Annotated in this window: 20 protein-coding genes; 8 read left to right on the forward strand and 12 right to left on the reverse strand. The window is 62.9% G+C overall.

Translation table 11 applies throughout. The annotated features are described in order from the left end of the window. The 3 genes from mlaD (at window position 1) to G453_RS22435 (ending at window position 1,910) form a co-directional block, all read left to right on the forward strand. Complete coding sequence (mlaD, locus tag G453_RS0104970) at window positions 1-459, forward strand: outer membrane lipid asymmetry maintenance protein MlaD (RefSeq protein ID WP_027190157.1); 459 nt, start codon at window positions 1-3, stop codon at window positions 457-459. Next, complete coding sequence (locus G453_RS0104975) at window positions 459-1,040, forward strand: Tgt2/MlaC family protein (RefSeq protein WP_027190158.1); 582 nt, start codon at window positions 459-461, stop codon at window positions 1,038-1,040. The genes mlaD and G453_RS0104975 overlap by 1 nt, the downstream gene beginning before the upstream one ends. Before the next feature lie 87 nt (window positions 1,041-1,127). Continuing rightward, a complete protein-coding gene (locus G453_RS22435; RefSeq protein ID WP_051271727.1) occupies window positions 1,128-1,910 on the forward strand; it encodes an MlaA family lipoprotein in 783 nt (260 codons plus the stop codon). A 119-nt stretch (window positions 1,911-2,029) separates the two neighbouring features. Here the strand turns inward: G453_RS22435 and G453_RS0104985 are convergent, their stop codons facing one another. Beyond that, window positions 2,030-3,814, reverse strand: a complete 1,785-nt coding sequence (locus G453_RS0104985) for a diguanylate cyclase domain-containing protein (RefSeq protein ID WP_084502104.1) — start codon at window positions 3,812-3,814, stop codon at window positions 2,030-2,032. Window positions 3,815-4,306: 492 nt separating this feature from the next. Between G453_RS0104985 and G453_RS0104995 the strand changes: the two genes are divergently transcribed. The 5 genes from G453_RS0104995 to nifJ all read left to right on the forward strand — a co-directional run bounded on the left by G453_RS0104995 (window position 4,307) and on the right by nifJ (window position 12,487). Continuing rightward, window positions 4,307-4,759 carry a hypothetical protein gene (locus tag G453_RS0104995; RefSeq protein ID WP_027190161.1) on the forward strand — a complete coding sequence of 151 codons (453 nt, stop codon included), beginning with the start codon at window positions 4,307-4,309 and terminating at the stop codon, window positions 4,757-4,759. Between the two features lie 87 nt (window positions 4,760-4,846). Next, a complete protein-coding gene (locus G453_RS22440) occupies window positions 4,847-5,245 on the forward strand; it encodes a restriction endonuclease (protein WP_205620050.1) in 399 nt (132 codons plus the stop codon). A 390-nt stretch (window positions 5,246-5,635) separates the two neighbouring features. After that, window positions 5,636-7,732, forward strand: a complete 2,097-nt coding sequence (locus tag G453_RS0105005; protein WP_027190162.1) for an acetate--CoA ligase family protein — start codon at window positions 5,636-5,638, stop codon at window positions 7,730-7,732. A 17-nt stretch (window positions 7,733-7,749) separates the two neighbouring features. Next, a complete protein-coding gene (locus tag G453_RS0105010; protein WP_027190163.1) occupies window positions 7,750-8,817 on the forward strand; it encodes a phosphotransacetylase family protein in 1,068 nt (355 codons plus the stop codon). A gap of 37 nt (window positions 8,818-8,854) precedes the next feature. Then, window positions 8,855-12,487, forward strand: coding sequence for a pyruvate:ferredoxin (flavodoxin) oxidoreductase (gene nifJ / locus G453_RS0105015; protein ID WP_027190164.1), 3,633 nt, complete (start codon window positions 8,855-8,857; stop codon window positions 12,485-12,487). Between the two features lie 569 nt (window positions 12,488-13,056). Here nifJ and G453_RS0105020 read toward each other — a convergent pair. The 11 genes from G453_RS0105020 to G453_RS0105070 form a co-directional block, all read right to left on the reverse strand. After that, window positions 13,057-13,269, reverse strand: coding sequence for a heavy-metal-associated domain-containing protein (locus G453_RS0105020; RefSeq protein WP_027190165.1), 213 nt, complete (start codon window positions 13,267-13,269; stop codon window positions 13,057-13,059). Between the two features lie 336 nt (window positions 13,270-13,605). After that, entirely contained in the window at window positions 13,606-14,343 is a 738-nt protein-coding gene (gene hisA / locus G453_RS0105025) for a 1-(5-phosphoribosyl)-5-[(5-phosphoribosylamino)methylideneamino]imidazole-4-carboxamide isomerase (protein ID WP_027190166.1), read from the reverse strand. Next, window positions 14,340-14,990 carry a hypothetical protein gene (locus tag G453_RS0105030; RefSeq protein WP_027190167.1) on the reverse strand — a complete coding sequence of 217 codons (651 nt, stop codon included), beginning with the start codon at window positions 14,988-14,990 and terminating at the stop codon, window positions 14,340-14,342. Before G453_RS0105030 ends, hisA begins: the two co-directional genes overlap by 4 nt. Further along, on the reverse strand, window positions 14,990-15,571 hold the full coding sequence (gene hisB, locus G453_RS0105035; RefSeq protein WP_027190168.1) for an imidazoleglycerol-phosphate dehydratase HisB: 582 nt from the start codon (window positions 15,569-15,571) through the stop codon (window positions 14,990-14,992). Before hisB ends, G453_RS0105030 begins: the two co-directional genes overlap by 1 nt. Next, window positions 15,564-16,034 carry a Sec-independent protein translocase protein TatB gene (tatB, locus tag G453_RS27040; protein ID WP_084502105.1) on the reverse strand — a complete coding sequence of 157 codons (471 nt, stop codon included), beginning with the start codon at window positions 16,032-16,034 and terminating at the stop codon, window positions 15,564-15,566. Before tatB ends, hisB begins: the two co-directional genes overlap by 8 nt. Window positions 16,035-16,037: 3 nt before the next feature. Continuing rightward, window positions 16,038-17,591, reverse strand: a complete 1,554-nt coding sequence (gene guaA / locus G453_RS0105045) for a glutamine-hydrolyzing GMP synthase (protein ID WP_027190169.1) — start codon at window positions 17,589-17,591, stop codon at window positions 16,038-16,040. Beyond that, window positions 17,592-19,049 (reverse strand): IMP dehydrogenase, encoded by a 1,458-nt coding sequence (gene guaB, locus G453_RS0105050; RefSeq protein ID WP_027190170.1) that lies wholly within the window; start codon window positions 19,047-19,049, stop codon window positions 17,592-17,594. It lies immediately after the preceding gene. 18 nt (window positions 19,050-19,067) lie between these two features. Beyond that, window positions 19,068-19,775 (reverse strand): ABC transporter ATP-binding protein, encoded by a 708-nt coding sequence (locus G453_RS0105055; protein ID WP_027190171.1) that lies wholly within the window; start codon window positions 19,773-19,775, stop codon window positions 19,068-19,070. Continuing rightward, window positions 19,768-20,553 carry an ABC transporter ATP-binding protein gene (locus tag G453_RS0105060; protein ID WP_027190172.1) on the reverse strand — a complete coding sequence of 262 codons (786 nt, stop codon included), beginning with the start codon at window positions 20,551-20,553 and terminating at the stop codon, window positions 19,768-19,770. The genes G453_RS0105055 and G453_RS0105060 overlap by 8 nt, the downstream gene beginning before the upstream one ends. 3 nt (window positions 20,554-20,556) lie before the next feature. Beyond that, window positions 20,557-21,588 carry a branched-chain amino acid ABC transporter permease gene (locus G453_RS0105065; RefSeq protein ID WP_027190173.1) on the reverse strand — a complete coding sequence of 344 codons (1,032 nt, stop codon included), beginning with the start codon at window positions 21,586-21,588 and terminating at the stop codon, window positions 20,557-20,559. 11 nt (window positions 21,589-21,599) lie between these two features. Next, complete coding sequence (locus tag G453_RS0105070) at window positions 21,600-22,487, reverse strand: branched-chain amino acid ABC transporter permease (RefSeq protein WP_027190174.1); 888 nt, start codon at window positions 22,485-22,487, stop codon at window positions 21,600-21,602. Between the last annotated feature and the right edge of the window lie 69 nt (window positions 22,488-22,556).

Genomic DNA, 22,556 nt, shown 5'->3' on the forward strand with positions numbered 1-22,556 from the left:
ATGCAGAACCGTTCCGTTGAAATGGCCGTGGGCCTGTTCGTGCTGGCCGGGCTTCTGTGCGCCGCATACCTGACCGTGCGCCTGGGCAAGATGGAAGTGCTTGGCGCGGACGGATACGAGGTGAAGGCCCGTTTCATCGACGTGACCGGACTCAAGGACGGCGCGAACGTGGAACTCGCCGGAGTGCGCGTGGGGCGCGTGTCGGGCATTACCCTTGCCCCGGACAAGAAGGCCATCGTCTCGCTGAATCTGGCCAAGAATGTGGTCCTGACCGACGACGCCATCGTGTCCATCAAGACCAGCGGCCTTATCGGCGATAAATTCGTAAAAATCACCCCTGGCGGCGCGGGCGACCCCGTGAAGCCGGGCGGTTTGCTCACCGAGACGGAATCTTCCATCGACTTGCAGGATCTCATCGGGAAGTATGTCTTCGGCGGAGTCCAAGAGGAGAAGAAGTGATGGCGCGTTGCCTTAGCGTGCTGTTTTTCCTGTTGCTGCTGGCCGGATCGCCCCAGGCGGCCCTGGCGGGCCAGGCCAAGGAGGCGTTGCAGGCCAGCGTGGACAATGTGTTGAACGTGCTGAGCACCACCAAGCCAGGCGAACCTGGCCGCAAGGACAAGCTTTACGCCGCAGTGGGACGCGTGTTCGATCCCGAGGAGTTGGCCCGGCGCACCCTGGCCTCCCACTGGGAGCAGTTCAGCCCCGATGAGCGCAAGCGCTTCACCGTCGCATTCCAGACACTTCTTGAACGCACCTACCTGCGCCGCATTGAAGCCTACACCGACGAGAAGGTCATATTCCTGGAAGAATCGAGCCTTGGCGAAGACCGCTGCGAGGTCAGCACCAAGATCGTAACTTCTTCCAAGGAGGTACCCATCGTGTACAGGCTCATCAAGAAGAACGACTGGAAGGTCTACGATGTGATGATCGAAGGCGTGAGCCTTGTGCAGAACTACCGCAACCAGTTCAACCAGATTCTGGTCAAGGACAGTCCGGCTCAGCTCATAACAAAAGTCGAATCCATGGGCGCGGCCAGTTGACCGTGTCCGATATGGCGTATATCTTTGGGGTTGCGGTCAATCAGTGTTTCGCGTGCTCTCTGAGCCACCATACAATTTAGGATGTCCATGATGCGCCCCGTTTCCCGCAGCCCCCTGCCTCTCGTCCTGGTCCTGCTGCTTGCCCTAGGCGCCCTGAACGGATGCGCCGCCAAAAAGGCCGCACAACCTGCCGAGGCCCCCGAGGACACAGGATACCCCCAGATAGCAGACCCGCTGGAGCCCTGGAACCGCTTCTGGTTCGGCTTCAACGACGTCTTCTACATGGGCATCGGAAAGCCCTTCAGCAAGGGCTACACCACCGTACTGCCCAAGTACGCCAGGGACCGCATCGAGAACGCCTACTCCAACCTGCTCTTTCCGGCGCGCTTCATGAACGCCATCCTGCAGTTGCGCCCGGACAAGGCCTCCCGCGAACTTGGCCGCTTCATCATAAACTCCACCTTCGGCCTGGGCGGCCTCTACGACCTTGCCGCCGCAGACCCCAACATGAAGCCCCAGCGCCTGGACTTCGGGCAGACCCTGGGAGTCTGGGGCATGGGGCACGGCTTCTACCTTGTGCTGCCCATCGTCGGCCCCACCTCCCTGCGCGACACCGTAGGCATGGCCGTGGACGCCACCGCACAGCCCACCACCTACATCGACGCCCCCTACGTGCTCACCGTGGGCATAGGCGCTGTGGGCAGAATCAACAGGCTGCCGGAAATGCTGGACATCTACGAAGAGATCAAGCGCGCGTCCCTGGAGCCCTACGTGGCCTCCCGCGACGCCTACGCGCAGCTTCGCGCCCGCATGATCCAGGAAGCCCTCAAGGATGCCTGGGTGAAGACAGGCTCCCAGCCTCAGCAGTAGCACCCGGCCCGTTTTCATCGAAAATGCCCGCGCATGCCGAATGGCCTGCGCGGGCTTCCTGTTTTCCTGTTCAGCAGTCCTGCGGACAGATAAAGTGCCGGTTCCGAAAGCGCTGCGCCCTACACTTCCATTTTGTCGCTGGCGAAACGGTAGGTGTCGCGTCCCGCGTCCTTGGCGGCATACAGGGCCGCGTCGGCGCGCTGGATGAGGGGCTCGGGCTCGTCGCCGTCCCAGGGATACATGGACAGGCCCGCGCTGACGGTCATGCGGATGGCGAATCCGCCCACGCTCTTGATTTCCCTGACCGCCTTGAGCATCTTGGAGGCAACGGCCGCCACCCCTTCGGGCGTCTTCACCTCTGGCAGTATCACCAGGAACTCGTCGCCCCCCATGCGGCCCACGGTGTCCGAACGACGCAGCAAGCCATCCAGCTTCACCGCCACCGAACGCAGCAGCAGGTCGCCCACGTTGTGCCCCAGGGTGTCGTTGACCATCTTGAAGCCGTCCAGATCCAGAAGCATCACTGCCAGCAGACACCCTCGACGCCTGGCCTGGGCCAGGCCCTGCTCCAGCCGGTCCGACACCAGGAAGCGGTTGGGCAGGCCGGTCAGGGCGTCGTGATAGGCCATGTGCTTGATGGTCTCTTCAGCCAGATGTCGCTCGGTGACGTCGCGCAGCAGGATCACGTATCCGGACGATTTCCGGTCGTCTCCCATGATGCCGTTGATGCAGCAGTCCAGGAAGCGCTCGCGCCCCTTGGAATCGAGCCTGGCGGAAAAGGAATGCTGGTTGCCGCGCCGGACCTTGGCGGCAACTGATTTCATTCGCCTGGCGGAGATGCCCATGCGCTTGTGCAATTCCGATATGTCGTCCCAGGCCCCTTCGGAATGGCCGAGCCCCGCGTCCTTGAGGATATTTTTAGCTGCCTGGTTCATGAACACAATGCTGTCGCCCTCGGTGGCGGCGATGCCCATGTCCATGGACGTATTCAGAATGGTGTTCAGATAGTCGGACTTGCGGGCTGCCTCGTACACGGCCTCCCGCAGGAGTTGGTCCTTTTCCCGGATCACCTCCTTGAGCATCTCCACATACCGGGCTTCCATGCCTTTGACGATGTCCGACTGGGTCAGGAGCCCCACCGCGTGCCCCGCCTCGTCCACCACCACCAAGCGACGGATGGTCTTGTCACGCATGATCTCGGCCGCATGATGCACCGGCAGCATGCCCGTGACCGTGACCACCGGGCTGGACATGACCTGGGAGATGGGCGTGACCGCAAGGTCGATCTGATCGGCCAGGAAGACCACCATGTCCCGCTCGGTGACGATGCCCGCCGGGAGCCCCTCCCCGGTGGCAACCACGCAACTGTAAGGCCCCTTCAACATCAGGTCAAAAGCCGCCTGCACGCTCTCGGCGCTGTCCAGGGAAGCAACGGACCGGGTCATGATCTGATGCACCCGCTTGACGTCCACGAAATATTCGACGCCAAGATTCTGAACCATGTTGGTCTGGGTGACCATGCCCAGCGCCTTGCCCTTGGCGTCCACCACGACCAGATGGCGGATGCCCTGCTCAAGGAGCATGGTAAACGCCTGGGGGATGGGCGTGTCCGGCCCGGCTGTGAGTACCGGGCTGGACATCAATTCGCTCACGTTTCTGGAGAACACGTCCCGGCCCAAGGTTCCCACGGCGGCGATGACGCCCCGCTCAGTCAGGATTCCCACCGGGCAACCCCGCCTCATCGCCAGAATGGAACTGATACGGTTTTGGCGCATGCACTCCAGGGCTTTTTTCATGGGAGCGCTCGCTGGGACGCCGACAACTCCCGGCGTGAGGATGTCGTTCAGTGTACTGCTGGCGCCTGGACGCTTCAGGGAGTATGGGGAGGAAGGGTATGTATGCATGCGTGTCTGTCACTTTAACAATACTGAACGCCTTCCGGCAATAGGTTGCATACGTATCTGCAATTGCATGGCAACACCTCGAAATTCAGCTTCATTTTCTGAATCCACGCAACTGCATGCGGTCGCAGTTATGGACGCAGTTGTCGTATTGCGACTCTTCCTGGATGTTCTTCACCCAGGCCTGCTCGGTGGTTTCGGGCTGCAACTTTGGTTTCCTGCAAGCCTGCACGCACCGCCTATATTGCTCATCCAGCTTCCGTTCCTGGTCAGTTCCGCCGGATGCGGCCAGGCAAGATGTGGATATGGCCAGAATGCATGCGAGCACCATCAATCGCATAAGCCACCCCTTGCGGTTGAAAATGTCATACGCCGCGCTCAATCAACCGTATCGACAGTTTTTTTAAAAGCCTTATGTCGTCTGCGGCACTGTTCCGTTCTGGACAGACTCCTCACATTGTTGCATGGGAAACCGAAACGCAAGCCGGAGTGTTTATGCGCCATGTTTCGTGGCCTCTTCTCGCCCTCGTGGTGGTGCTGCTGACCTGGGGTTCACCCTGGGCGCAAAGCAGGCCAAACAACGCCACCCCGGAACTCAACCGTGACCAGGACGACAACGTCCCGGATGTGATCCAGTATATCGTCCAGCAGCGCACGCAGTGGGACTTCGAGCCCGGCAGCCCGGAATCGCGAGCCTTCACCCAGTTGCTCAACTTCGGCGACAGGCCCTGCTACGTGCTGGAGGGACGCATCATCCCTTCTCTGGTAGGCGACGGCTTCGAGGCGGAATGCCGCTGCCGGGACGGAAGCGTCCGGTTGCTGGATTACGATGAGAAGCGCGTTTTCACCGAGCGGATGTACATTGACCACCGACCATACGAACTTCCTGAGATATATGTAAAAAAGCCGGAAGACGAAGTGCTGACCGTGCTGAAAACGACGAAATAGACACCCCTTGCATTTCCCCGGGGACAGGACGACACAGGGACGACGCCCACAACACGGCGTCCAAAGGCATAAGCAGGCAGGTATAACGTGAGCTCACCAACACCCCGGAAACTCGGCGCGCAGGAGGCCATACGCAAGTTCTGCGTAGCCTGCATGGGGGGCTCTTACCTTCTGGTGGCGCAGTGCGCCGAAGCCTCCTGCCCGCTGCATGAGTTCCGCCAATCCCCGGCCCCCGACCTTGCGAAGGCCACGCGCCCCCCGGTGCGGGCCATCCGCCGCCAGTGCCTGGCCTGCTGCTGCGGCGACCGCGACAGGGTGCGGGCCTGCGCCGCCTCCCCGGCCTGCAAGCAGCCCTTTGAACCGTGCGTGCTCTGGCGCTTCCGGCTCGGCTCCAGGCCTGAAATATTCGAGCGCCGCAAGAAAAAGGCTCGGAGCACGCTGCTCACCCTGCCGGGCCTCACCCTCGAGAAGACTGAGACTGCCTGACGCCGGGAAAGCCTTACCCTCCCTTTCGTCCCGGCTTCCTTGTCCATTCATCCCCGATTTTTTGCACCTCATCTGATTCGTTGACTCAAGAATAAGTCTGGGGCATAGAATGAATTCATGCATGCCTGCCGCCTGCCGCTGTCTGGACAACCGGACGGTCTGAGCCTTATGCCGCGTCCGAATAGTCGGACGACATGTGCCAATCCGGTGAACCGGACACGGCACCCTGCTCCAACGTGCTGATATTACTAACACAGCACTGTTGGAACGAAAGTTGTAAAGAACCGCGACAGTTCTTCGCCACGGGACGGACATCATGCCGTGCCGCTACCCGAAGCAGAACAAGTCGGAAATTCCGGGCACGAACCCGGCTTCCAGCGTGGAGTCAGAATGCACCTTGACGCGCTTTTCAGCCCGAAAACCGTGGCCGTTATCGGCGCGTCCAGAACTTCAGGCAAAATCGGACATACCATACTTCAAAATATGATCGAGGCTGGTTTCAGGGGCGAGTTGTACCCCGTAAACCCTCATGCCGACTCCATTCTCGGCCTTAAGGCGATGCACAGCATAGCCGAACTCCCCTCGCCCCTGGACCTGGCCGTGCTGGCCGTTCCGCGCGATGCCGTCGTGCCGTCGCTCAAGGCGCTTTTGGCCCATCGACTGCGCGCGGCCGTGGTGGTCTCCGCCGGGTACCGCGAGTCCGGCAAGGAAGGCTGGAAGATCGAAGGCGAAGTGGCCCGCATCTGCCGCGACAACGACATCGCGCTCATCGGCCCCAACTGCCTGGGGGTGCTCTCCACCGCTGACGGCGTCAACGCATCTTTCGCCCCGGGCTTTCCCCGCAAGGGCAACATCGCCTTCTTCTCCCAGTCGGGTGCCCTGTGCTCCGCCATCCTGGACTGGGCCATCGGCGAGTCCATCGGCTTCTCCAAGTTCGTGAGCCTGGGCAACAAGGCCGTGGTGGACGAGACCCACATGCTCTACGCCCTGGCCCAGGACCCCGACACCAAGGTGGTGCTCGGCTACGTGGAGAACGTGGAGCACGGCGAGGCCTTTCTGCGCATGGCCCGCAAGATCACGCGCGAAAAGCCCGTGATCATGCTCAAGGGCGGCACCACCGCCGCCGGAGCCAAGGCCGCGTCCTCGCACACCGGGGCAATGGTCGGCTCCGAGCACGCCTACGAGGCGGCCTTCCGCCAGACCGGCATCCTTCGCGCCCACACCGTGTCCGAAATGTTCGACCTGGCCCAGGCCTTCTCCACACAGCCCCTGCCCCAGGGGCCGCGCCTGGCCATCGTCACCAACGCGGGCGGTCCTGCCGTACTGGCCGCAGACGCCGCCGAGAAGTCGCTCCTCAGCATGACGCCGCTCTCGGCCCAGACAGTCGAAGCCCTGAAGGCCGACCTCCCCACCACCGCCGGCATATACAATCCCGTGGACATCCTGGCCGACGCCACCGGGGAGCGCCTGGAACGCGTGGCCTCCGTGGTGTTGGACGACCCCCTGGTGGACAGCATGATGGTGCTCATCGCGCCCACGGCCTTCACCGACCCCGTTAAGCTGGCCCAGGCCGTGGTGAACGTCGCTGCCGACACCCACAAGCCAGTCATGTGCTGCTTCATGGGCAAGGCGCGCATGGAGCCGGGCATCGCCATTCTGCGCGAGGCGTCCATCCCCTGCTACTCCTTCCCGGAGCAGGCCGTGCGCAGCCTGGAGGCCATGTACCGCTACGGCGTGCGCAAAAGCCGTCCCTCTCCGGTGATGGCCAGCGTGGAAGGCCGCAAGGACGTGGTGCGCCGGGTGATAAAGGACGTCCGTGCCCAGGGCATGACCGACATTCCCGAGGACCTGGCCCACGAGATCCTCAAGGCCTACGACCTTCCCGCCGCCAGGGCCGCCCTGGCCCGCACTTCGGACGAGGCCGTGGCCGCAGCCGCCAAGATCGGCTACCCTGTGGTATGCAAGGTCGCCTCGCCACAGATTTCCCACAAGGCGGACGCCGGAGCGGTGGTGGTGGGAGTAGAAACTCCCGACGCCCTGCGCCAGGCATTCCTTGAAATCACCGGACACGTGAAGATCACTCGCCCCGACGCCCACGTCACCGGATGCATGATCCAGGAGCAGGCCCCCCAGAACATGATGGAGGTCGTGATCGGATTTCGCCGCGACGACCACTTCGGGCCGCTTCTGCGCTTCAGCCTGGGCGGCATCTACATGGACGTGCTGGGCGACATCTCCTACCGGCTGGCCCCGGTGTCCATGCACGACGCCCGCCAGCTCATCCGGGGAATCGACTCCTACATGCTGCTCAAGGGCGTGCGCGGTGAACCCGCCGCCAACATCGAGACCCTGGAGGACATCGTCATCCGGCTCTCGCAACTGGCCATGGACTTCCCGGAAATTTACGAAGCCGAACTCGGCCCGGTGCTCGTCAACAATGAACGTGCCGTCGTGGCCGACGCGCGCCTGATGCTTCTGCCACGCTAGCAAGGAGACCAGCACTCATGCCCGGCCTGTACATCGGTTCCACCGCGCCCTTCTCCGGCAAGAACACCCTCTGCCTGGGACTTGGCATGCACCTGCGCAAGGAAGGCCTCTCCGTAGGCTATTTCAAACCCGTGGGGGCGCAGGCGGCCAGGATCGGAAACGATTGGGGCGATCTGGACGCAGCCGCCATCAGCCAGGCGCTGGGGCAGAAGCTGGCCCCCAATGTGGCCACACCAGTGCTGGTCACCCAGGATTTCATGCACAAGGTCTTCGCCCAGGGTCCCTGCCAGGACCGCACCGCCGACATCATCAGCGCGTACAAGAAGGTGTCCAAGGGCAAGGACGTCACCCTGGTGGGCGGCTCCGGCAGCTTCCTGCACTCGGGCCTGTACGCCTGCCTGGACGGCGTCACAGTCTCCAAGGCGCTGGACGTCCAGGTGGTCATCGTGGACCGCTGCACCCACGAGATGAACTACGACGCCCTGCTGGCCATCAAGGACCAGATGGGCGAGAAGATGCTCGGCTGCGTGCTCTCCGACGTTCCCGGCCATTACCAGGAAGAGGTCAACAACGTGCTGGCCCCGTTCCTGGCCCGTCGCGGCGTGAAAGTCCTGGGCGTTCTGCCTCATGACCGCCTGCTGGGTTCGGTGTCCGTGAACGTCCTGGCCGAACGCCTGGGCGGCAAGCTCATCTCCAGCGCCCACCGAGGCGACGTGGTGGCGGAGTCGTTCCTCATCGGCACCATGCAGGTGGAGAACTTCCTCACGCACTTCCGCAAGTACCCCAAGGCAGCCGTCATCCTCGGCGGCGACAGGTCGGATTTGCAACTGGTGGCCATCGAGGGCCGCTGCGCCTGCCTGATCCTGACCGGCAACCTCTACCCCAACGACATCATCCTGGCGCGCGCCGAGAACGCCGAGGTGCCCATCATGGTGGTGCGCGAGGACACGTACTCCGTGGCCCGGCGCATGGAAGCGCTGCTGGCCCGGCACAAACTGCGAGATCAGGACAAATTCCAACAAGCATCCCAACTGGTTGCGGCCAACGTTGATATGGCTGCGATCAGGCAGGGTCTTGGGCTCTAACCAACCCACATACATACCCCAAAAGGAAACAAGGAACATGGCACAGAAACTGATCAAGACCGTGGACGGCAACACCGCCACTTCTTGGGTGGCATACGCCCTCTCCGAGTGCGCCGCCATTTACCCCATTACTCCTTCCTCGAACATGGGCGAAATGGTCGACGAGTGGTCCTCCCAGGGCATGAAGAACATCTTCGGCCAGAACGTCAGCGTGCGCGAGCTTCAGTCCGAGGCCGGCGCCGCAGGCGCGGTTCACGGCTGCCTGGCCGCAGGCGCCCTCACCAGCACCTACACCTGCTCGCAGGGCCTCTTGCTGATGATCCCCAACATGTACAAGATCGCCGGCGAGTTGCTGCCCGGCGTCTTCCACGTGTCCGCCCGCGCCGTGGCCGCCCACGCGCTGTCCATCTTCGGCGATCACCAGGACGTCATGGCCTGCCGCCAGACCGGCTTCGCCATGCTGTCCGGCTGCTCCGTCCAGGAAGCCCATGACATGGCCCTGGTGGCCCACCTGTCCGCCATCGAGTCCAGCGTGCCCTTCCTGCACTTCTTCGACGGCTTCCGCACCTCCCACGAGGTCCAGAAGATCGAAGTGCTCGACTTCTCCGAGATCCAGAAGATGGTGAACATGGACAAGGTCGCCGAGTTCCGCGCCCGCTCCATGAACCCCGAGCATCCGCAGATCCGCGGCACCGCCCAGAACCCCGACATCTACTTCCAGGGCCGCGAAGCCTCCAACAAGTTCTACCAGGCCGTCCCCGGCATCGTGAAAGAGGCCATGAAGAAGGTCTCCGAGGCCACCGGACGCTCCTACGGCCTGTTCAACTACTACGGCGCTCCTGACGCCGAGCAGGTCATCGTGGCCATGGGCTCCTCCTGCGAGACCATCAAGGAAGTCATCGACGCCATGAAGGGCCAGAAGATCGGCCTGGTCACCGTGCGCCTGTTCCGTCCCTGGTGCTCCGAGTCCTTCCTGGCCGCCCTGCCCAAGACCGCCAAGACCGTCACCGTGCTGGACCGCACCAAGGAAGCCGGCTCCCTGTACGAGCCCCTGTACCTGGACGTGGCCACCACCCTGCGCGACGCGGGCAACGGCGTGACCCTGCTGGGCGGCCGCTACGGCCTGGGCTCCAAGGAGTTCACCCCCGCCATGGTCAAGGCCGTGTACGACAACATGACCGGCGCCAAGAAGAACCACTTCACCGTGGGCATCGAAGACGACGTGACCGGCTTCTCCCTGGCCGTCCCGGCCTTCGCCGACACCACCCCCGCCGGCACCGTGCAGTGCAAGTTCTGGGGCCTGGGCGCTGACGGCACCGTGGGCGCGAACAAGGAAGCCATCAAGATCATCGGTGACAACACCGACATGTACGCCCAGGGCTACTTCTCCTACGACTCCAAGAAGTCCGGCGGCATCACCGTCTCCCACCTGCGCTTCGGCAAGGAGCCCATCCGCTCCACCTACCTGGTCAACGCCGCCGACTACGTGGCCTGCCACAAGGCCAACTACGTCACCCTGTACGACGTGCTGGACGGCATCAAGGACGGCGGCACCTTCGTGCTGAACTCCTCCTGGTCCCTGGCCGACATGGAGAAGGAGCTGCCCGGCAGCGTGAAAGCCGCCATCGCCAAGAAGAAGCTCAAGTTCTTCAACATCGACGCCGTGAAGATCGCCGCCGGTGTTGGCCTGGGCGGACGCATCAACATGATCATGCAGACCGCGTTCTTCAAGCTGGCTGGCGTGCTGCCCTTCGAGAAGGCCGTCGAACTGCTGAAGAAGTCCATCCACAAGGCTTACGGCAAGAAGGGCGAGAAGATCGTCCAGATGAACATCGACGCCGTGGATCAGGCCGTGGCCGCCCTGGAAGAAGTGAAGTACCCCGCTTCCTGGGCCGACGCCAAGTCCACCCCTGCCTCCACCGCCTCCCTGCCCGACTACGTGGCCAAGATCGCCAAGCCGGTCCTGGCCCAGCAGGGTGACGCCCTGCCCGTGTCCCTGTTCGACCCCGCAGGCATCATGCCCGTCGGCACTTCCCAGTACGAGAAGCGCGGCGTGGCCATCAACGTGCCCGAGTGGATCAAGGACAACTGCATCCAGTGCAACCAGTGCGCCTTCGTCTGCCCCCACTCCGCCATCGTGGCCACCGTGCTGACCGATGCCGAGAAGGCCAAGGCTCCCGCCACCTACGAGACCCTTCCCGCCCAGGGCAAGGAACTCAAGGGCATGCACTTCCGCATCCAGATCAACACCCAGGACTGCCTTGGCTGCGGCAACTGCGCCGACATCTGCCCCTCCAAGAAGAAAGCCCTGGAGATGAAGCCCATCGACACGCAGACCGCCGTGCAGATCCCCAACTACACCTTCTGCCAGACCGTGTCCTGGAAGGACGGCCTCATGAAGCGTGATTCCGTGAAGGGCTCCCAGTTCTACCAGCCCCTCATGGAGTTCTCCGGCGCATGCTCCGGCTGCGGCGAGACCCCCTACGTGCGCGTGCTCACCCAGATGTTCGGCGAGCGCATGATCATCGCCAACGCCACCGGCTGCTCCTCCATCTGGGGCGCATCGGCTCCCACCACCCCCTATTGCGCCAACAAGGACGGCCACGGCCCGGCTTGGGGCAACTCCCTGTTCGAGGATTGCGCCGAGTTCGGCTTCGGCATGGGCTTCGCCACCACCCAGCGCCGCGAACTGCTCAAGTCCAAGGTCAAGGCCGCCTCGGCCGAAGCCGAAGGCGACATGAAGGCCGCTCTGGAAGGCTGGCTGTGTGATTCCGACAATGCGGAGAAGTCCGCCCTGTTCGGCAAGCAGATCAAGACCCTGCTGGCCGCCATGCCCTCCAAGTCCGCTGCCTTCAAGGCCATCGAGGTCGATACCGACCTGCTGGTCAAGAAGTCGGTGTGGTGCTTCGGCGGCGACGGCTGGGCCTACGACATCGGTTTCGGCGGTCTGGACCACGTCATTGCTTCCGGCGAGGACATCAACATCCTGGTCATGGACACCGAAGTGTACTCCAACACCGGCGGTCAGGCCTCCAAGTCCACCCCCACCGGCGCCATCGCCAAGTTCGCCGCTGCCGGTAAGCGTACCCGCAAGAAGGACCTGGCCCGCATCGCCATGACCTACGGCAACGTGTACGTGGCCACCGTGTCCATGGGCTACAACAAGCAGCAGCTGATGAAGGCCTTCGCGGAAGCCGAGGCGTACCCCGGCCCCTCCATCATCCTGGCCTACGCCCCCTGCATCAACCAGGGCCTCAAGCGCGGCATGGGCAAGACCCAGGAACAGTCCAAGCTGGCCACCGCCTCCGGTTACTGGCCCCTGTTCCGCTACAACCCCCTGCTGGCCGACGAGGGCAAGAACCCCCTGCAGATCGACTCCAAGGCTCCCGACGGAACCGTTCTCGAGTTCATCATGAGCGAGAACCGCTTCGCCGCCCTGGACAAGATGATGCCCGAGCAGGCCAAGAAGCTGCGCGAGATCCTGGAAGCCGACGTCACCGGCCGCTGGACCCAGCTGTGCCTGCTGGCTGGCGTCGATCCGGCTACCGGAGCCGCCAAGGTTGCTGTCGCTCCTGCGGAAGCCGGAGCTGAAGGCTGCACCCTGACCGCCACCGCCGAGCACACCAGCGGCGGCGGAGAGGCCTGCGACGACGGCCGCGCCGGCAAGTAGCAACGAAACGACAACACCCTGCCCCGGAACGGACGAAAGTCCGTTTCGGGTGCAGGACAGAATGTTTCCGGGGGGCCGCCCCGCCCCTCGGAACACCAAAAGGACGGTCATCGGGCCGGCTGACAGTCACCCCCTCGCGGTATCGCCCCACCACACCCCGCCCATGAGCCGCGAGCCTCACCACGCTGCCCACCCTGTCGGCTAGCCCAACCGCGCGGGGGGAGAGAAATCTCCCCCCGCTTCCTTTTGGGCTTCCTATGACTGACCAACCGAGCGTCGTACGCGATCCAGCCGACACACGGCAGTTCTTCCCCCGCAACATGGAGGAGAAACGATCTGTACAGTCGCTGCTATCAGGGGAACGAAAACGAGAATTTTATGAAGAGACAGGGGGAAAAAGACTTCCCAGGCGGATAGGTCTTCCTCGCCGGACGGGTTGGAGCGGCTCCAGGAACAAAAACGAATCGTTTCCTGATGCTTGCCTGCGCACCCCCTGCATGTACGGGAAGTAGCTTGCCGCCGCGCATCTGGCGGCGGCAAGCTGCCCAAAAAAAGATAAAGAATCCAGTCTAACGGAACGCCCCGGGGGTGAAGCCTATGTTGGTGATGGCGGCTTTCACCACTTCGTCGGATACGGGCTTGGTCTCTTCGTAGGTGGCGGTGCCGAAGGTGAGGTCGACCTTCACGTTGGCCAGACCGTCGATCTTCGAAAGCGCCTCGGTGACGGACTGCACGCAGTGGTTGCAGCTCATGCCTTTGACTTCGATGGTTTTTCTGCTCATGCGAACCTCGCAGGGAAGTAGTTATCAGCGAGTGAATCCTACACAAAACCGACGAAAGCGCAAAGGCTACGCGCCTGCTGTCCAACAGAAGCTCCCTCTTGATGAAAAGAAATGAGAACGTTCCCCAATACAAGAGCAACTTTCCTCAACGGGGATATTTCAACTTTCCCGCCCTCGACGCGAAGCTACTTGAATGTTTTTGAAGGAGAGTCCAGAGAGGAATCTTTTTTCAAACAGTTTCCTCTCTGGCCGCCGGAGGCATTCGGCAGCGTCATAACTAACAAAAAGGCTGCCCCGAAAGGCAGCCTTGATTGTCTCACATCGAAAAAATGAAAACTATGCGGCGTTCTGGCCCAGCCAGCGCATGGCCTCGGTGAAATCCAGCGTGCCTGTGTAGATGGCCCGACCGCTGATGACGCCATTCAACCCCTTGGAAGCCAGGGGAGCGAGCGCCTTCAGATCGTCCAGGGTGGCCACGCCGCCTGCGGCGATCACCTGCATTGTGGTCTTGGCCAGGAGCGCTTCCATGGCCGGGATGTTCACCCCGGTCTGCATGCCATCGCGGCTGATATCCGTATACACCATGAAGGCCGTGCCCTGTGCTTCCAGGCGGGGGAGCACGTCATCCACGGTCAACCCGGAATCCTCCACCCAGCCTTTGGTCTTGAGCTTGCCGTGGTCGGCGTCCAGAGAAACGCAGATCTTTCCGGGCAGCGCGGCGCACAGCTCGCCGTAGAGGTCGGGGTCGGCCAGGGCCATGGTGCCGATGAGCAGACGGGACACGCCCGCGTCCACATAGGCCTTGGCCGTGGCCAGATCTCGGATGCCGCCGCCAAGCTGCACCGGAATGTCCCCGGCGCGCTTGCAGATGGCGGCCACCAGCCCACGGTTCCTGGGCTCGCCGTCAAAGGCTCCGTCCAGGTCCACCACGTGCAGCGCCTTGGCCCCAAGATCGAGCCAATGCCCGGCAGCGGCCACCGGGTCCGGATCGAAAACCGTAACCTGATCAGCCAGACCTTGTTTGAGACGCACGCACTTGCCGTCTTTCAAGTCGATGGCCGGGTACAGAATCACAGACCGAACTCCTTGAGAGCCTGGGCGATGCCTTCGCTGGCCAGATCGGCGGCGGTGACCCACTGGCCCCGGCGCTTGAAGAACTTGTCGGCCTCCAGGATGTTATCCGTAAGAGCCTTCTGCTGGTAGTCGTAGTGGGAGTGGTTGACCAGTCCGCCGGTCTTCACGTTCACCAGATACAGATCCATGATGACCCAGGCAGGGCTGGTGGAACCGGCGGCAGAGCCCTCTCGTTCCTTCCAGTGGGTGACGATGGGCACCAGCAGGTACTGGGCGTCCAGACACTTGCCGACTTCCTGCCAGTACTTGAGGGTCGCCAGACGGTTGGCGTCGGGGGAGCGGCGGGCCGAGTCCATGCAGGTCTTGACCTTGGAGCCGACAATGATGTTGCGCTCCGGAGTGATCTTCATGGCCCTGGTGAGGGCGGCGTCCAGATCGCCCAGGGAATCGGCCTTGGGGGCGACGGCCCTGTCGGGCAGGTACCCGGCCAGCAGTTCCCAGGGTTCCTGGGCCACGGTGAAGGGGGCCACGCCCACAGTGAACTGGGGGTTCATTTTGGAATCCACCTGGGGCGGACGGCGTTGGCACCCGGAGGCGAAGAGGACCGACACAGCCAGCAGAACGAGAATAGCGCGGTTGATACGCATCAGCCTAGGCTCCCTTTGGTGCTCGGCACCCCGGCCCTGTCCCGCGCCACGGCTTGGCGCAGCGAAACGCCAAGGGCCTTGAACGCGGATTCCAGCAGGTGATGCCCGTTTTTGCCGTACAGCATGCGTACATGCAGGTTCATCTGGCCCTTGAAGGCAACGGACTTGAAGAACTCGCGCCAGACGTCTTTTTCCTCACCGGCGATTTGGGCGGGCAGCAGGTCGTCCTCATACACGAGATAGGCGCGGCCGGAGAGGTCCACCACAGCCTCGGACAATGCTTCGTCCAGAGGGAAGCGGGCGAATCCGACGCGGTTGATGCCGGACTTGTCACCCAGGGCTTCGGAGAGGGCCTGCCCCAGGCACAGCCCCACGTCCTCCAGGGTGTGGTGGGCGTCGACATGCAGGTCTCCCTTGCAGAAGAGCTTCAGGTCGAATCCTGACCAGAAGGCCAGAAGCGTCAGCATATGGTCCGCGAACCCCACGCCGGTGGACACCTCGGCTTGCCCGCTGCCGTCCAGGTCGAGCTCCAGTTCGATGGAGGTCTCCTTGGTGGTGCGTGTGATCTGGGCTCTACGCATGACTCTTGTCCGTGGCTGACGCGGCAGGCTTGGCTTCGGCAACGGGCTTTGCGGCGGCTTCAGCGGTCGCGGTCGTCGCGGTGGCGACCTGCCCGGAACCTGCTGCGTCGGACGAAGCCGTGGCCGTGGCGGCAGCCTTCGTGTCGGTCGCAACTTCAGACGAAGCATTGGATGCAACGTCGGACGCAGGCGATGCCGCATCCGGTTTGGTGGCATCGGCCACTGCCTCGGCAGGCTTGGCGTCGTCGCCGAAGAGTTCCTTCTTGGTCTCCTCGATGCGCTTGGCCTCGTCGGCCTTCTCGATCTCGCGCTCGAGCGTGGACTTCACGTCCGTGCTCATGCGCCGGAACTCGGAAAGCCCCTTGCCGACGGACTTCATCAGATCGGGCAGCTTGGACGGTCCGATGAGGACCAGGGCCACGATCAGGATGATGACGAGCTCAGTGGAACCAATGCCGAACATGAGTTACTCCCACTCGATGGTCGAGGGCGGCTTGGAAGAGACGTCCAGGACCACCCGGTTGATGCCCTTTACTTCATTGATGATGCGGTTGGAAATCCTGGCCAGGATGTCCGTGGGCACGCGCGACCAGTCGGCGGTCATGGCGTCCAGGGAATCCACGATGCGCAGCGCGCAGACGTTCTCGTAGGTGCGGTCGTCGCCCATGACGCCCACTGTCTTGAGCGGCAGCAGCACTGCGAAGCCCTGCCAGACCTTGCGGTACCAGTCCGATGCCAAAAGCTCGTTCTGAACGATCTTGTCGGCCTTGCGCAGGATGTCCAGGCGCTCGCGGGTGATCTCGCCGATGATGCGGATGGCCAGGCCCGGTCCGGGGAAGGGGTGCCGCCAGATGATGCTCTCCGGCATGCCCAGTTCGTAGGCCACCTTGCGCACTTCGTCCTTGAACAGTTCGCGCAGGGGCTCGACGAGCTTGAGGTCCATCTTCTCCGGCAGGCCGCCCACGTTGTGGTGGCTCTTGATGACCACCGAGGGGCCGCCCTTGAAGCTCACGGACTCGATGACGTCGGGGTACAGGGTGCCCTGGGCCAGCCATTTGACGCCCGGGATGGCCTTGGCTTCCTTTTCGAAGACCTCGATGAAGGTGTGGCCGATGATCTTGCGCTTCTTCTCCGGGTCCTGGACGCCTTCCAGACGGTCCAGGAAAAGATCCTGGGCCTGGACGAACTTGAGGTTCAGGTCGAAGTGTTCACGCAGATAGTTGACCACTTCCTCGCCCTCATGAAGGCGCAGCACGCCGTTGTCCACGAAGATGCAGTGCAGACGCTTGCCGATGGCCTTGTGCAGCAGCACGGCCACCACGGTAGAGTCCACGCCGCCGGACAGCGCGCAGACCACGTGGTCGTCACCCAGCTTGGCGCGGAGAGCTGCAACCTCGTCTTCCACGTAGCTGGCCATGGTCCAGCCGGTGCCGACCTTGGCGATCTTGAACAGGAAGTTGCGCAGGATGGTCTCCCCGTCTTCGGTGTGGGCCACTTCCGGGTGAAACTGGAGCGCGAAGATGTTGCGGGAGACGTCCTGCATGGCGGCGGCGTCCACGCTGGGGGTGCGGGCGATCACCGAGAAGCCGGTGGGCACGGACACGACGTGGTCGCCGTGGGACATCCACACAGTAAGAGGCGCGTTGGTGTCCACGCCTTCAAAGAGGACGCTGGACCCGGTCACGGTCAGCTCGGCGCGGCCGTACTCGCGCTCCTTGGCAGCGGCAACTTTGCCGCCTTCCAGGGTGTGCGCCAGAAGCTGCATGCCGTAGCAGATGCCCAGCACCGGAACGCCCAGTTCCAGCACGGCGGGGTCCAACTGGGGCGAATCGTCGTCGCCCACGCTGCACGGTCCGCCGGAAAGGATGACGGCCTTGGGAGCAATGGCCCGAAGCTTGTCCGCGCCGATGGAGCAGGGATGGATTTCGGAGAAGACCCCGGCCTCGCGCACCCGGCGCGCGATGAGCTGGGTGTACTGGGAGCCGAAGTCCAGGATTACGACGGTGTCGTTGTGTTGCATTTAGTAGCTCTCCACCCTGTAGTTGGGAGATTCCTTGGTGATGATGACGTCGTGGACGTGTGATTCGCGAAGCCCTGCCGGAGATATGCGGGTGAAACGGGGCTTTTCCTGGAGGTCCTTGATGTTGGCGACGCCCACGTAGCCCATGCCGGAGCGCAGGCCGCCCACCATCTGGTAGATGGACTCTGACACATGGCCCTTGAAGGGAACGCGGCCCACGATGCCCTCGGGCACCAGCTTGGAGGTCTTGTCCTGCGAGTAGCGGTCGGCGCTGCCCTCGCGCATGGCGTCGATGGAGCCCATGCCGCGATAGATCTTGTAGGTGCGGCCCTGGTACAGCATCGTCTCGCCGGGGCTTTCCTCGGTGCCAGCAAACATGGAACCCATCATCACGGTGTCGGCTCCGGCGGCGATGGCCTTGACCACGTCGCCCGAGAACTTGATGCCGCCGTCGGCCACGCAGCAGCGGTCATGCTCGCGGCAGGCGCGCACGGCTTCCATGATGGCGGTCACCTGGGGAACGCCGACGCCGGCCACGATGCGGGTGGTGCAGATGGAGCCCGGCCCGATGCCCACCTTCACGGTGTCGGCTCCGGCGGCGATAAGAGCCTTGGCTCCCTCATAGGTGCCCACGTTGCCCGCGATGAGCTGGCACTTGGGGAACTGGGAGCGGATGGCCTCAACAGCGGTCAGGATGTTGCGGGTGTGGCCGTGGGCGGAGTCCAGCACGATGAAGTCGCATCCGGCTTCCATCAGGGCCTCCACGCGTTCATCGCGCCCGGCTCCAACGCCGACCGCGCCGCCGGTGCGAAGGCGCCCCAGGGGGTCCTTGCAGGCGTTGGGATATTTCTGGATCTTGTCGATGTCCTTGATGGTGATGAGGCCCTTCAGCTTCTTGTGCTCATCCACCACCAGGAGCTTTTCGATGCGGTGGACGTGCAGGTGCTCCTTGGCGATCTCCAGCGGAGTGCCGACAGGGACGGTGATCAGCTTGTCGCTGGTCATGACGTCGCGCACCAGGGTCACGTCGTCGTCCACGAAGCGCACGTCGCGGTTGGTGACGATGCCCACCAGGCCGTCGTTCTCCACCACGGGAAGGCCCGAGATGGAGTATTCGGCCATCACCTTGAGGGCGGCGGCAACGGTCATCTCCGGGTGCACGGTCACCGGATCGATGATCATGCCGGATTCGCTCTTCTTGACCTTCTCCACTTCCAGCTTCTGCTGGGCCACGGACATGTTCTTGTGGATGACGCCCGCGCCGCCGTTGCGGGCCATGGAGATGGCCATGCGCGACTCGGTGACGGTGTCCATGGCTGCGGACAAAAGTGGTATGTTCAGCCGGATTTCCGGAGTGAGCCAGGTGGAGACGTCCGCCTGGTCAGGCAGGATCTCCGAATAGGCGGGAATGAGCAGTACGTCGTCGAACGTGAGGCCAAGGCTGTTTATTCTGTCCATGCGCCCTCCGCAGGCGGATTAGTCGAGTCCAAGATATGCCGAACGCACCTTCGGATTTTCAAGAAGGTCCTTGGCCGGGCCTTCCAGCGTGACCGCGCCGGTCTCCAGCACGTAGCCGCGATGGGCGATGTGCAGGGCCATCTGCGCGTTCTGTTCAACCAGCAGGATGGTGGTCCCCTCCCGGTTGATCCGCTGGATTATCTCAAAGATGTTCTCCACCACAATAGGAGCAAGCCCAAGGCTGGGTTCGTCCAGCAGGAGCAACTTGGGTCTTGCCATGAGCGCGCGCCCGATTGCAAGCATCTGCTGCTCGCCGCCGGAGAGCGTGCCGCCGTGCTGTTTCATGCGCTCACGCATCTTGGGGAACAGCTCGTAGACTTTTTCCTCGTCGGCCTTCACGCCGTCCTTGTCGTTTCGCAGGTACGCGCCCATGAGCAGGTTCTCGCGCACCGTGAGGCGGGGAAAGATCATGCGGCCCTCGGGCACCTGGGTGATGCCCCTGGCCACGATCTTTTCCGTGGTCATCTTGGTGATGTCCTCGCCAAGGAACATGATCGTGCCCTGCCTGGGCTGGGTGACTCCGGACACGCTCATGAGCGAGGTGGTCTTGCCAGCGCCGTTGGCGCCGATAAGCGTCACGATCTCGCCCTGGTTCACGGTGAGCGTCACGCCCTTGAGGGCATGGATGGAGCCGTAATAGGTGTGGATGTCCGTCATACTAAGCATGAGCCGCCCCCCTGCCCAGATAGGCCTCGATGACCTCCGGGTTTTCCCTGATCTCGCGCGGGCCGCCCTCGGCGATCTTGACCCCGTGGTCAAGCACCACCAGATGCTCGCAGATGCTCATGACCAGCTTCATGTCATGCTCGATGAGCACGACCGTGACGTCCTTTTCCAGGATGGCGTGGATGAGATCCACCAGGGAGCCGGTCTCCTGGGGGTTCATGCCTGCTGCGGGCTCGTCCAGAAGCAGGAGCTTGGGCTGGCTGGCCAGGGCGCGGGCGATCTCCAGGCGGCGCTGGTCGCCGTAGGAAAGGGAGCTGGAGAGGTCCAGGGCCTTGTGCTTCAGGCCCACGAAATCCAGGTACTCCAGGGACTGCTCCACCAGGAGCTTTTCCTCGGCCTTCTGAGCCCTGGTGCGAAGCACCGCGCCCCAGAAGCCCTGCGCCGCCCGGCAGTGCCGTCCGATGCGCACGTTGTCCAGAACCGGCAGCGAGCCGAAGAGGCGGATGTTTTGGAAGGTGCGGGCCACGCCCATCTGGGTCATCTGCTCGGGGCGCGAACCGCCCACGGAAACGGGCGCGCCGCCCTTGTCGAAGGTGATGGTCCCTTCGGTGGGGGTGTAGATGCCCGCGATGCAGTTGAACATGGTGGTTTTGCCAGCGCCGTTGGGGCCGATGAGCCCCAGGATGCGGCCCTTCTTTACCTCGAAGCTCACGTCGGCCAGGGCCAGGAGGCCGCCGAAACGCTTGCTCACTCCGTCGATCTTGAGAATGGTGTCCATGCCCTACCCTGCCCGCTCCGTCTGGAGCCTGGCCTTGAGGTCCATAATGAGTCTGCTCTTCTTGCTGGTGGCGGCGATGGCCGGGAAGAAGCCGCCAGGCTTGAAGCGCATGATGAGAATCATGAGAAGGCCGTAGGCCAGAAAGCGCGTCTCCGTGGGCAGGCCGAAATGAGGCAGCACAACGCGCAGCACCTCGCCCAGGGCGATGAGCACAATGGAACCGACGATTGCGCCCTTGATGTTGCCAAGTCCGCCCAGCACGATCATGCACAGCACCAGGAAGGATTCCCAGAACTTGAACACGTCCGGGGCCAGGAACATGGACCAGCGCGCCATGAAGCAACCCGCCAGCGCGCCCACGGCGGCCGAGAACGCGAAGGCCACCGACTTGTAGACCATCAGGTTGATGCCGCAGCTGGCCGCAGCCAGGGGGTCTTCCTTGATGGCCAGCCAGGCGCGGCCCAGGCGAGAATCCTCGATACGGCACATGACCACGTACACGAAGGCCACCATCAGGAGGCCCAGATAGTAGTACGGGGTCTCGCTCAGGAAATCATAGCGCCAGTCGATGCCGAGCCACGTGAGGTTGATGTCGATGGGCGGGATGCCGGGCATGCCCAGCGGCCCGCGCGTGAGCCAGATCTCGTTGGTGAGAAACAGCACCACGAGTTCCGTGAACCCGAATGTTACGATGGCGAAGTAGTCGCCGGAAAGCCTGAGCGTCGGAGCGCCGCGCAGCACGCCGCACAGCGCGCCAAGCGCGGCAGCCAGGGGCACCACAATCCAGAAGCTCATGTCGTAGTTCAGGGAGAGGATGCCCGCCGTGTATGCGCCGATGCCGTAAAAGCCCACGTAACCCAGGTCCAGAAGGTTGCAGAAACCGGGCAGGACGTTCAGCCCCATGGCCAGCACGGCGTACACCATGATGAGCACGGCCACGTGCACAACGTATTCGCTGCTGAGGAACGGAATGAACGGAAAGGCCAGCAGAACGCCCAGCCCCAGGAGCTTCAGTGCGGTCGATTTGCCTGACATCATAAGCCCCCTTATGCCTTCTGGCCCACGCTCTTGCCGAGAAGGCCCGAGGGCCTCAGCAAGATGACCGCGATCATGACCGCATAGCCCAGGCCGTCACGGTATTGCGAAGACACGTAGCCCGCGCCCAGCGTCTCGGCCACGCCGAGCACCACGCCGCCGAGCATGGCTCCGGGCACGGAGCCGATGCCGCCGAGCACCGCCGCCGCAAAGGCCTTGACTCCCGCGTTGTAGCCCATGGTGGCGCTCATGGTGTTGTAGTACATGGCGACCAGAATGCCCGCTGCCGCGCCGAGGCTCGAGCCCAGGGCGAAGGTGAAGGCGATGACCCGGTTGACGTTGATGCCCATGAGCGCAGCAGCCGTGGCGTTCTGGGCCAGGGCGCGCATGGCGGTTCCGACCTTGGTCTTGTTGATGATGAGGGTCAGCCCGATCATCATGGCGGTGGTCAAAACATAAATGAAAAGTTGCAGACCGGAGACGCTGACCGAGCCGAGGGTAAACGCCTGCTCGCTGAAATACTGGGGTACGGCGGCGCGGGGAAAGGGAGCCGGGCGCGATCCCCAGATGATCATGGCGATGTTCTGCAGAAAGATGGAGACGCCGATGGCCGTGATGAGCGCCGCAAGACGCGGGGCCTTGCGCAAAGGCTTGTACGCGATGTGGTCGATGGAGACGCCCATCAGCGCGCAGAGCGCCATAGCCAGGACCATGGCCGGAAACAGCGGTACACCAAGGGAATTGATGAATGTTACGCACAGGAACGCACCGAACATGTACACCTCGCCGTGGGCGAAGTTGATCAGTTCGATGACGCCATAGACCATGGTGTAGCCCACGGCTATGAGCGCGTAGATGAGGCCCAGGGTCAACCCATTGAATAGTTGTTGTTCAAACACGGCCTTCTCCGAACCGGGGTTTTGCGACGCGTGGCGCGGTGTATCCGCCCTCCCTGAAACCGGACCGGA

It is taken from the genome of Fundidesulfovibrio putealis DSM 16056 (assembly GCF_000429325.1).
In the GTDB taxonomy this organism is placed as follows: domain Bacteria; phylum Desulfobacterota; class Desulfovibrionia; order Desulfovibrionales; family Desulfovibrionaceae; genus Fundidesulfovibrio; species Fundidesulfovibrio putealis.

Bases quoted from the DNA above. Each gene is read 5' to 3' on its own strand.
- mlaD (WP_027190157.1), top strand. From the start codon at position 1: ATGCAGAACCGTTCCGTTGAAATGGCCGTGGGCCTGTTCGTGCTGGCC.
- G453_RS0104975 (WP_027190158.1), top strand. From the start codon at position 459: ATGGCGCGTTGCCTTAGCGTGCTGTTTTTCCTGTTGCTGCTGGCCGGA.
- G453_RS22435 (WP_051271727.1), top strand. From the start codon at position 1,128: ATGATGCGCCCCGTTTCCCGCAGCCCCCTGCCTCTCGTCCTGGTCCTG.
- G453_RS0104985 (WP_084502104.1), bottom strand. From the start codon at position 3,814: ATGCATACATACCCTTCCTCCCCATACTCCCTGAAGCGTCCAGGCGCC.
- G453_RS0104995 (WP_027190161.1), top strand. From the start codon at position 4,307: ATGCGCCATGTTTCGTGGCCTCTTCTCGCCCTCGTGGTGGTGCTGCTG.
- G453_RS0105005 (WP_027190162.1), top strand. From the start codon at position 5,636: ATGCACCTTGACGCGCTTTTCAGCCCGAAAACCGTGGCCGTTATCGGC.
- G453_RS0105010 (WP_027190163.1), top strand. From the start codon at position 7,750: ATGCCCGGCCTGTACATCGGTTCCACCGCGCCCTTCTCCGGCAAGAAC.
- nifJ (WP_027190164.1), top strand. From the start codon at position 8,855: ATGGCACAGAAACTGATCAAGACCGTGGACGGCAACACCGCCACTTCT.
- G453_RS0105020 (WP_027190165.1), bottom strand. From the start codon at position 13,269: ATGAGCAGAAAAACCATCGAAGTCAAAGGCATGAGCTGCAACCACTGC.
- G453_RS0105030 (WP_027190167.1), bottom strand. From the start codon at position 14,990: ATGCGTATCAACCGCGCTATTCTCGTTCTGCTGGCTGTGTCGGTCCTC.
- hisB (WP_027190168.1), bottom strand. From the start codon at position 15,571: ATGCGTAGAGCCCAGATCACACGCACCACCAAGGAGACCTCCATCGAA.
- tatB (WP_084502105.1), bottom strand. From the start codon at position 16,034: ATGTTCGGCATTGGTTCCACTGAGCTCGTCATCATCCTGATCGTGGCC.
- guaA (WP_027190169.1), bottom strand. From the start codon at position 17,591: ATGCAACACAACGACACCGTCGTAATCCTGGACTTCGGCTCCCAGTAC.
- guaB (WP_027190170.1), bottom strand. From the start codon at position 19,049: ATGGACAGAATAAACAGCCTTGGCCTCACGTTCGACGACGTACTGCTC.
- G453_RS0105055 (WP_027190171.1), bottom strand. From the start codon at position 19,775: ATGCTTAGTATGACGGACATCCACACCTATTACGGCTCCATCCATGCC.
- G453_RS0105060 (WP_027190172.1), bottom strand. From the start codon at position 20,553: ATGGACACCATTCTCAAGATCGACGGAGTGAGCAAGCGTTTCGGCGGC.
- G453_RS0105065 (WP_027190173.1), bottom strand. From the start codon at position 21,588: ATGTCAGGCAAATCGACCGCACTGAAGCTCCTGGGGCTGGGCGTTCTG.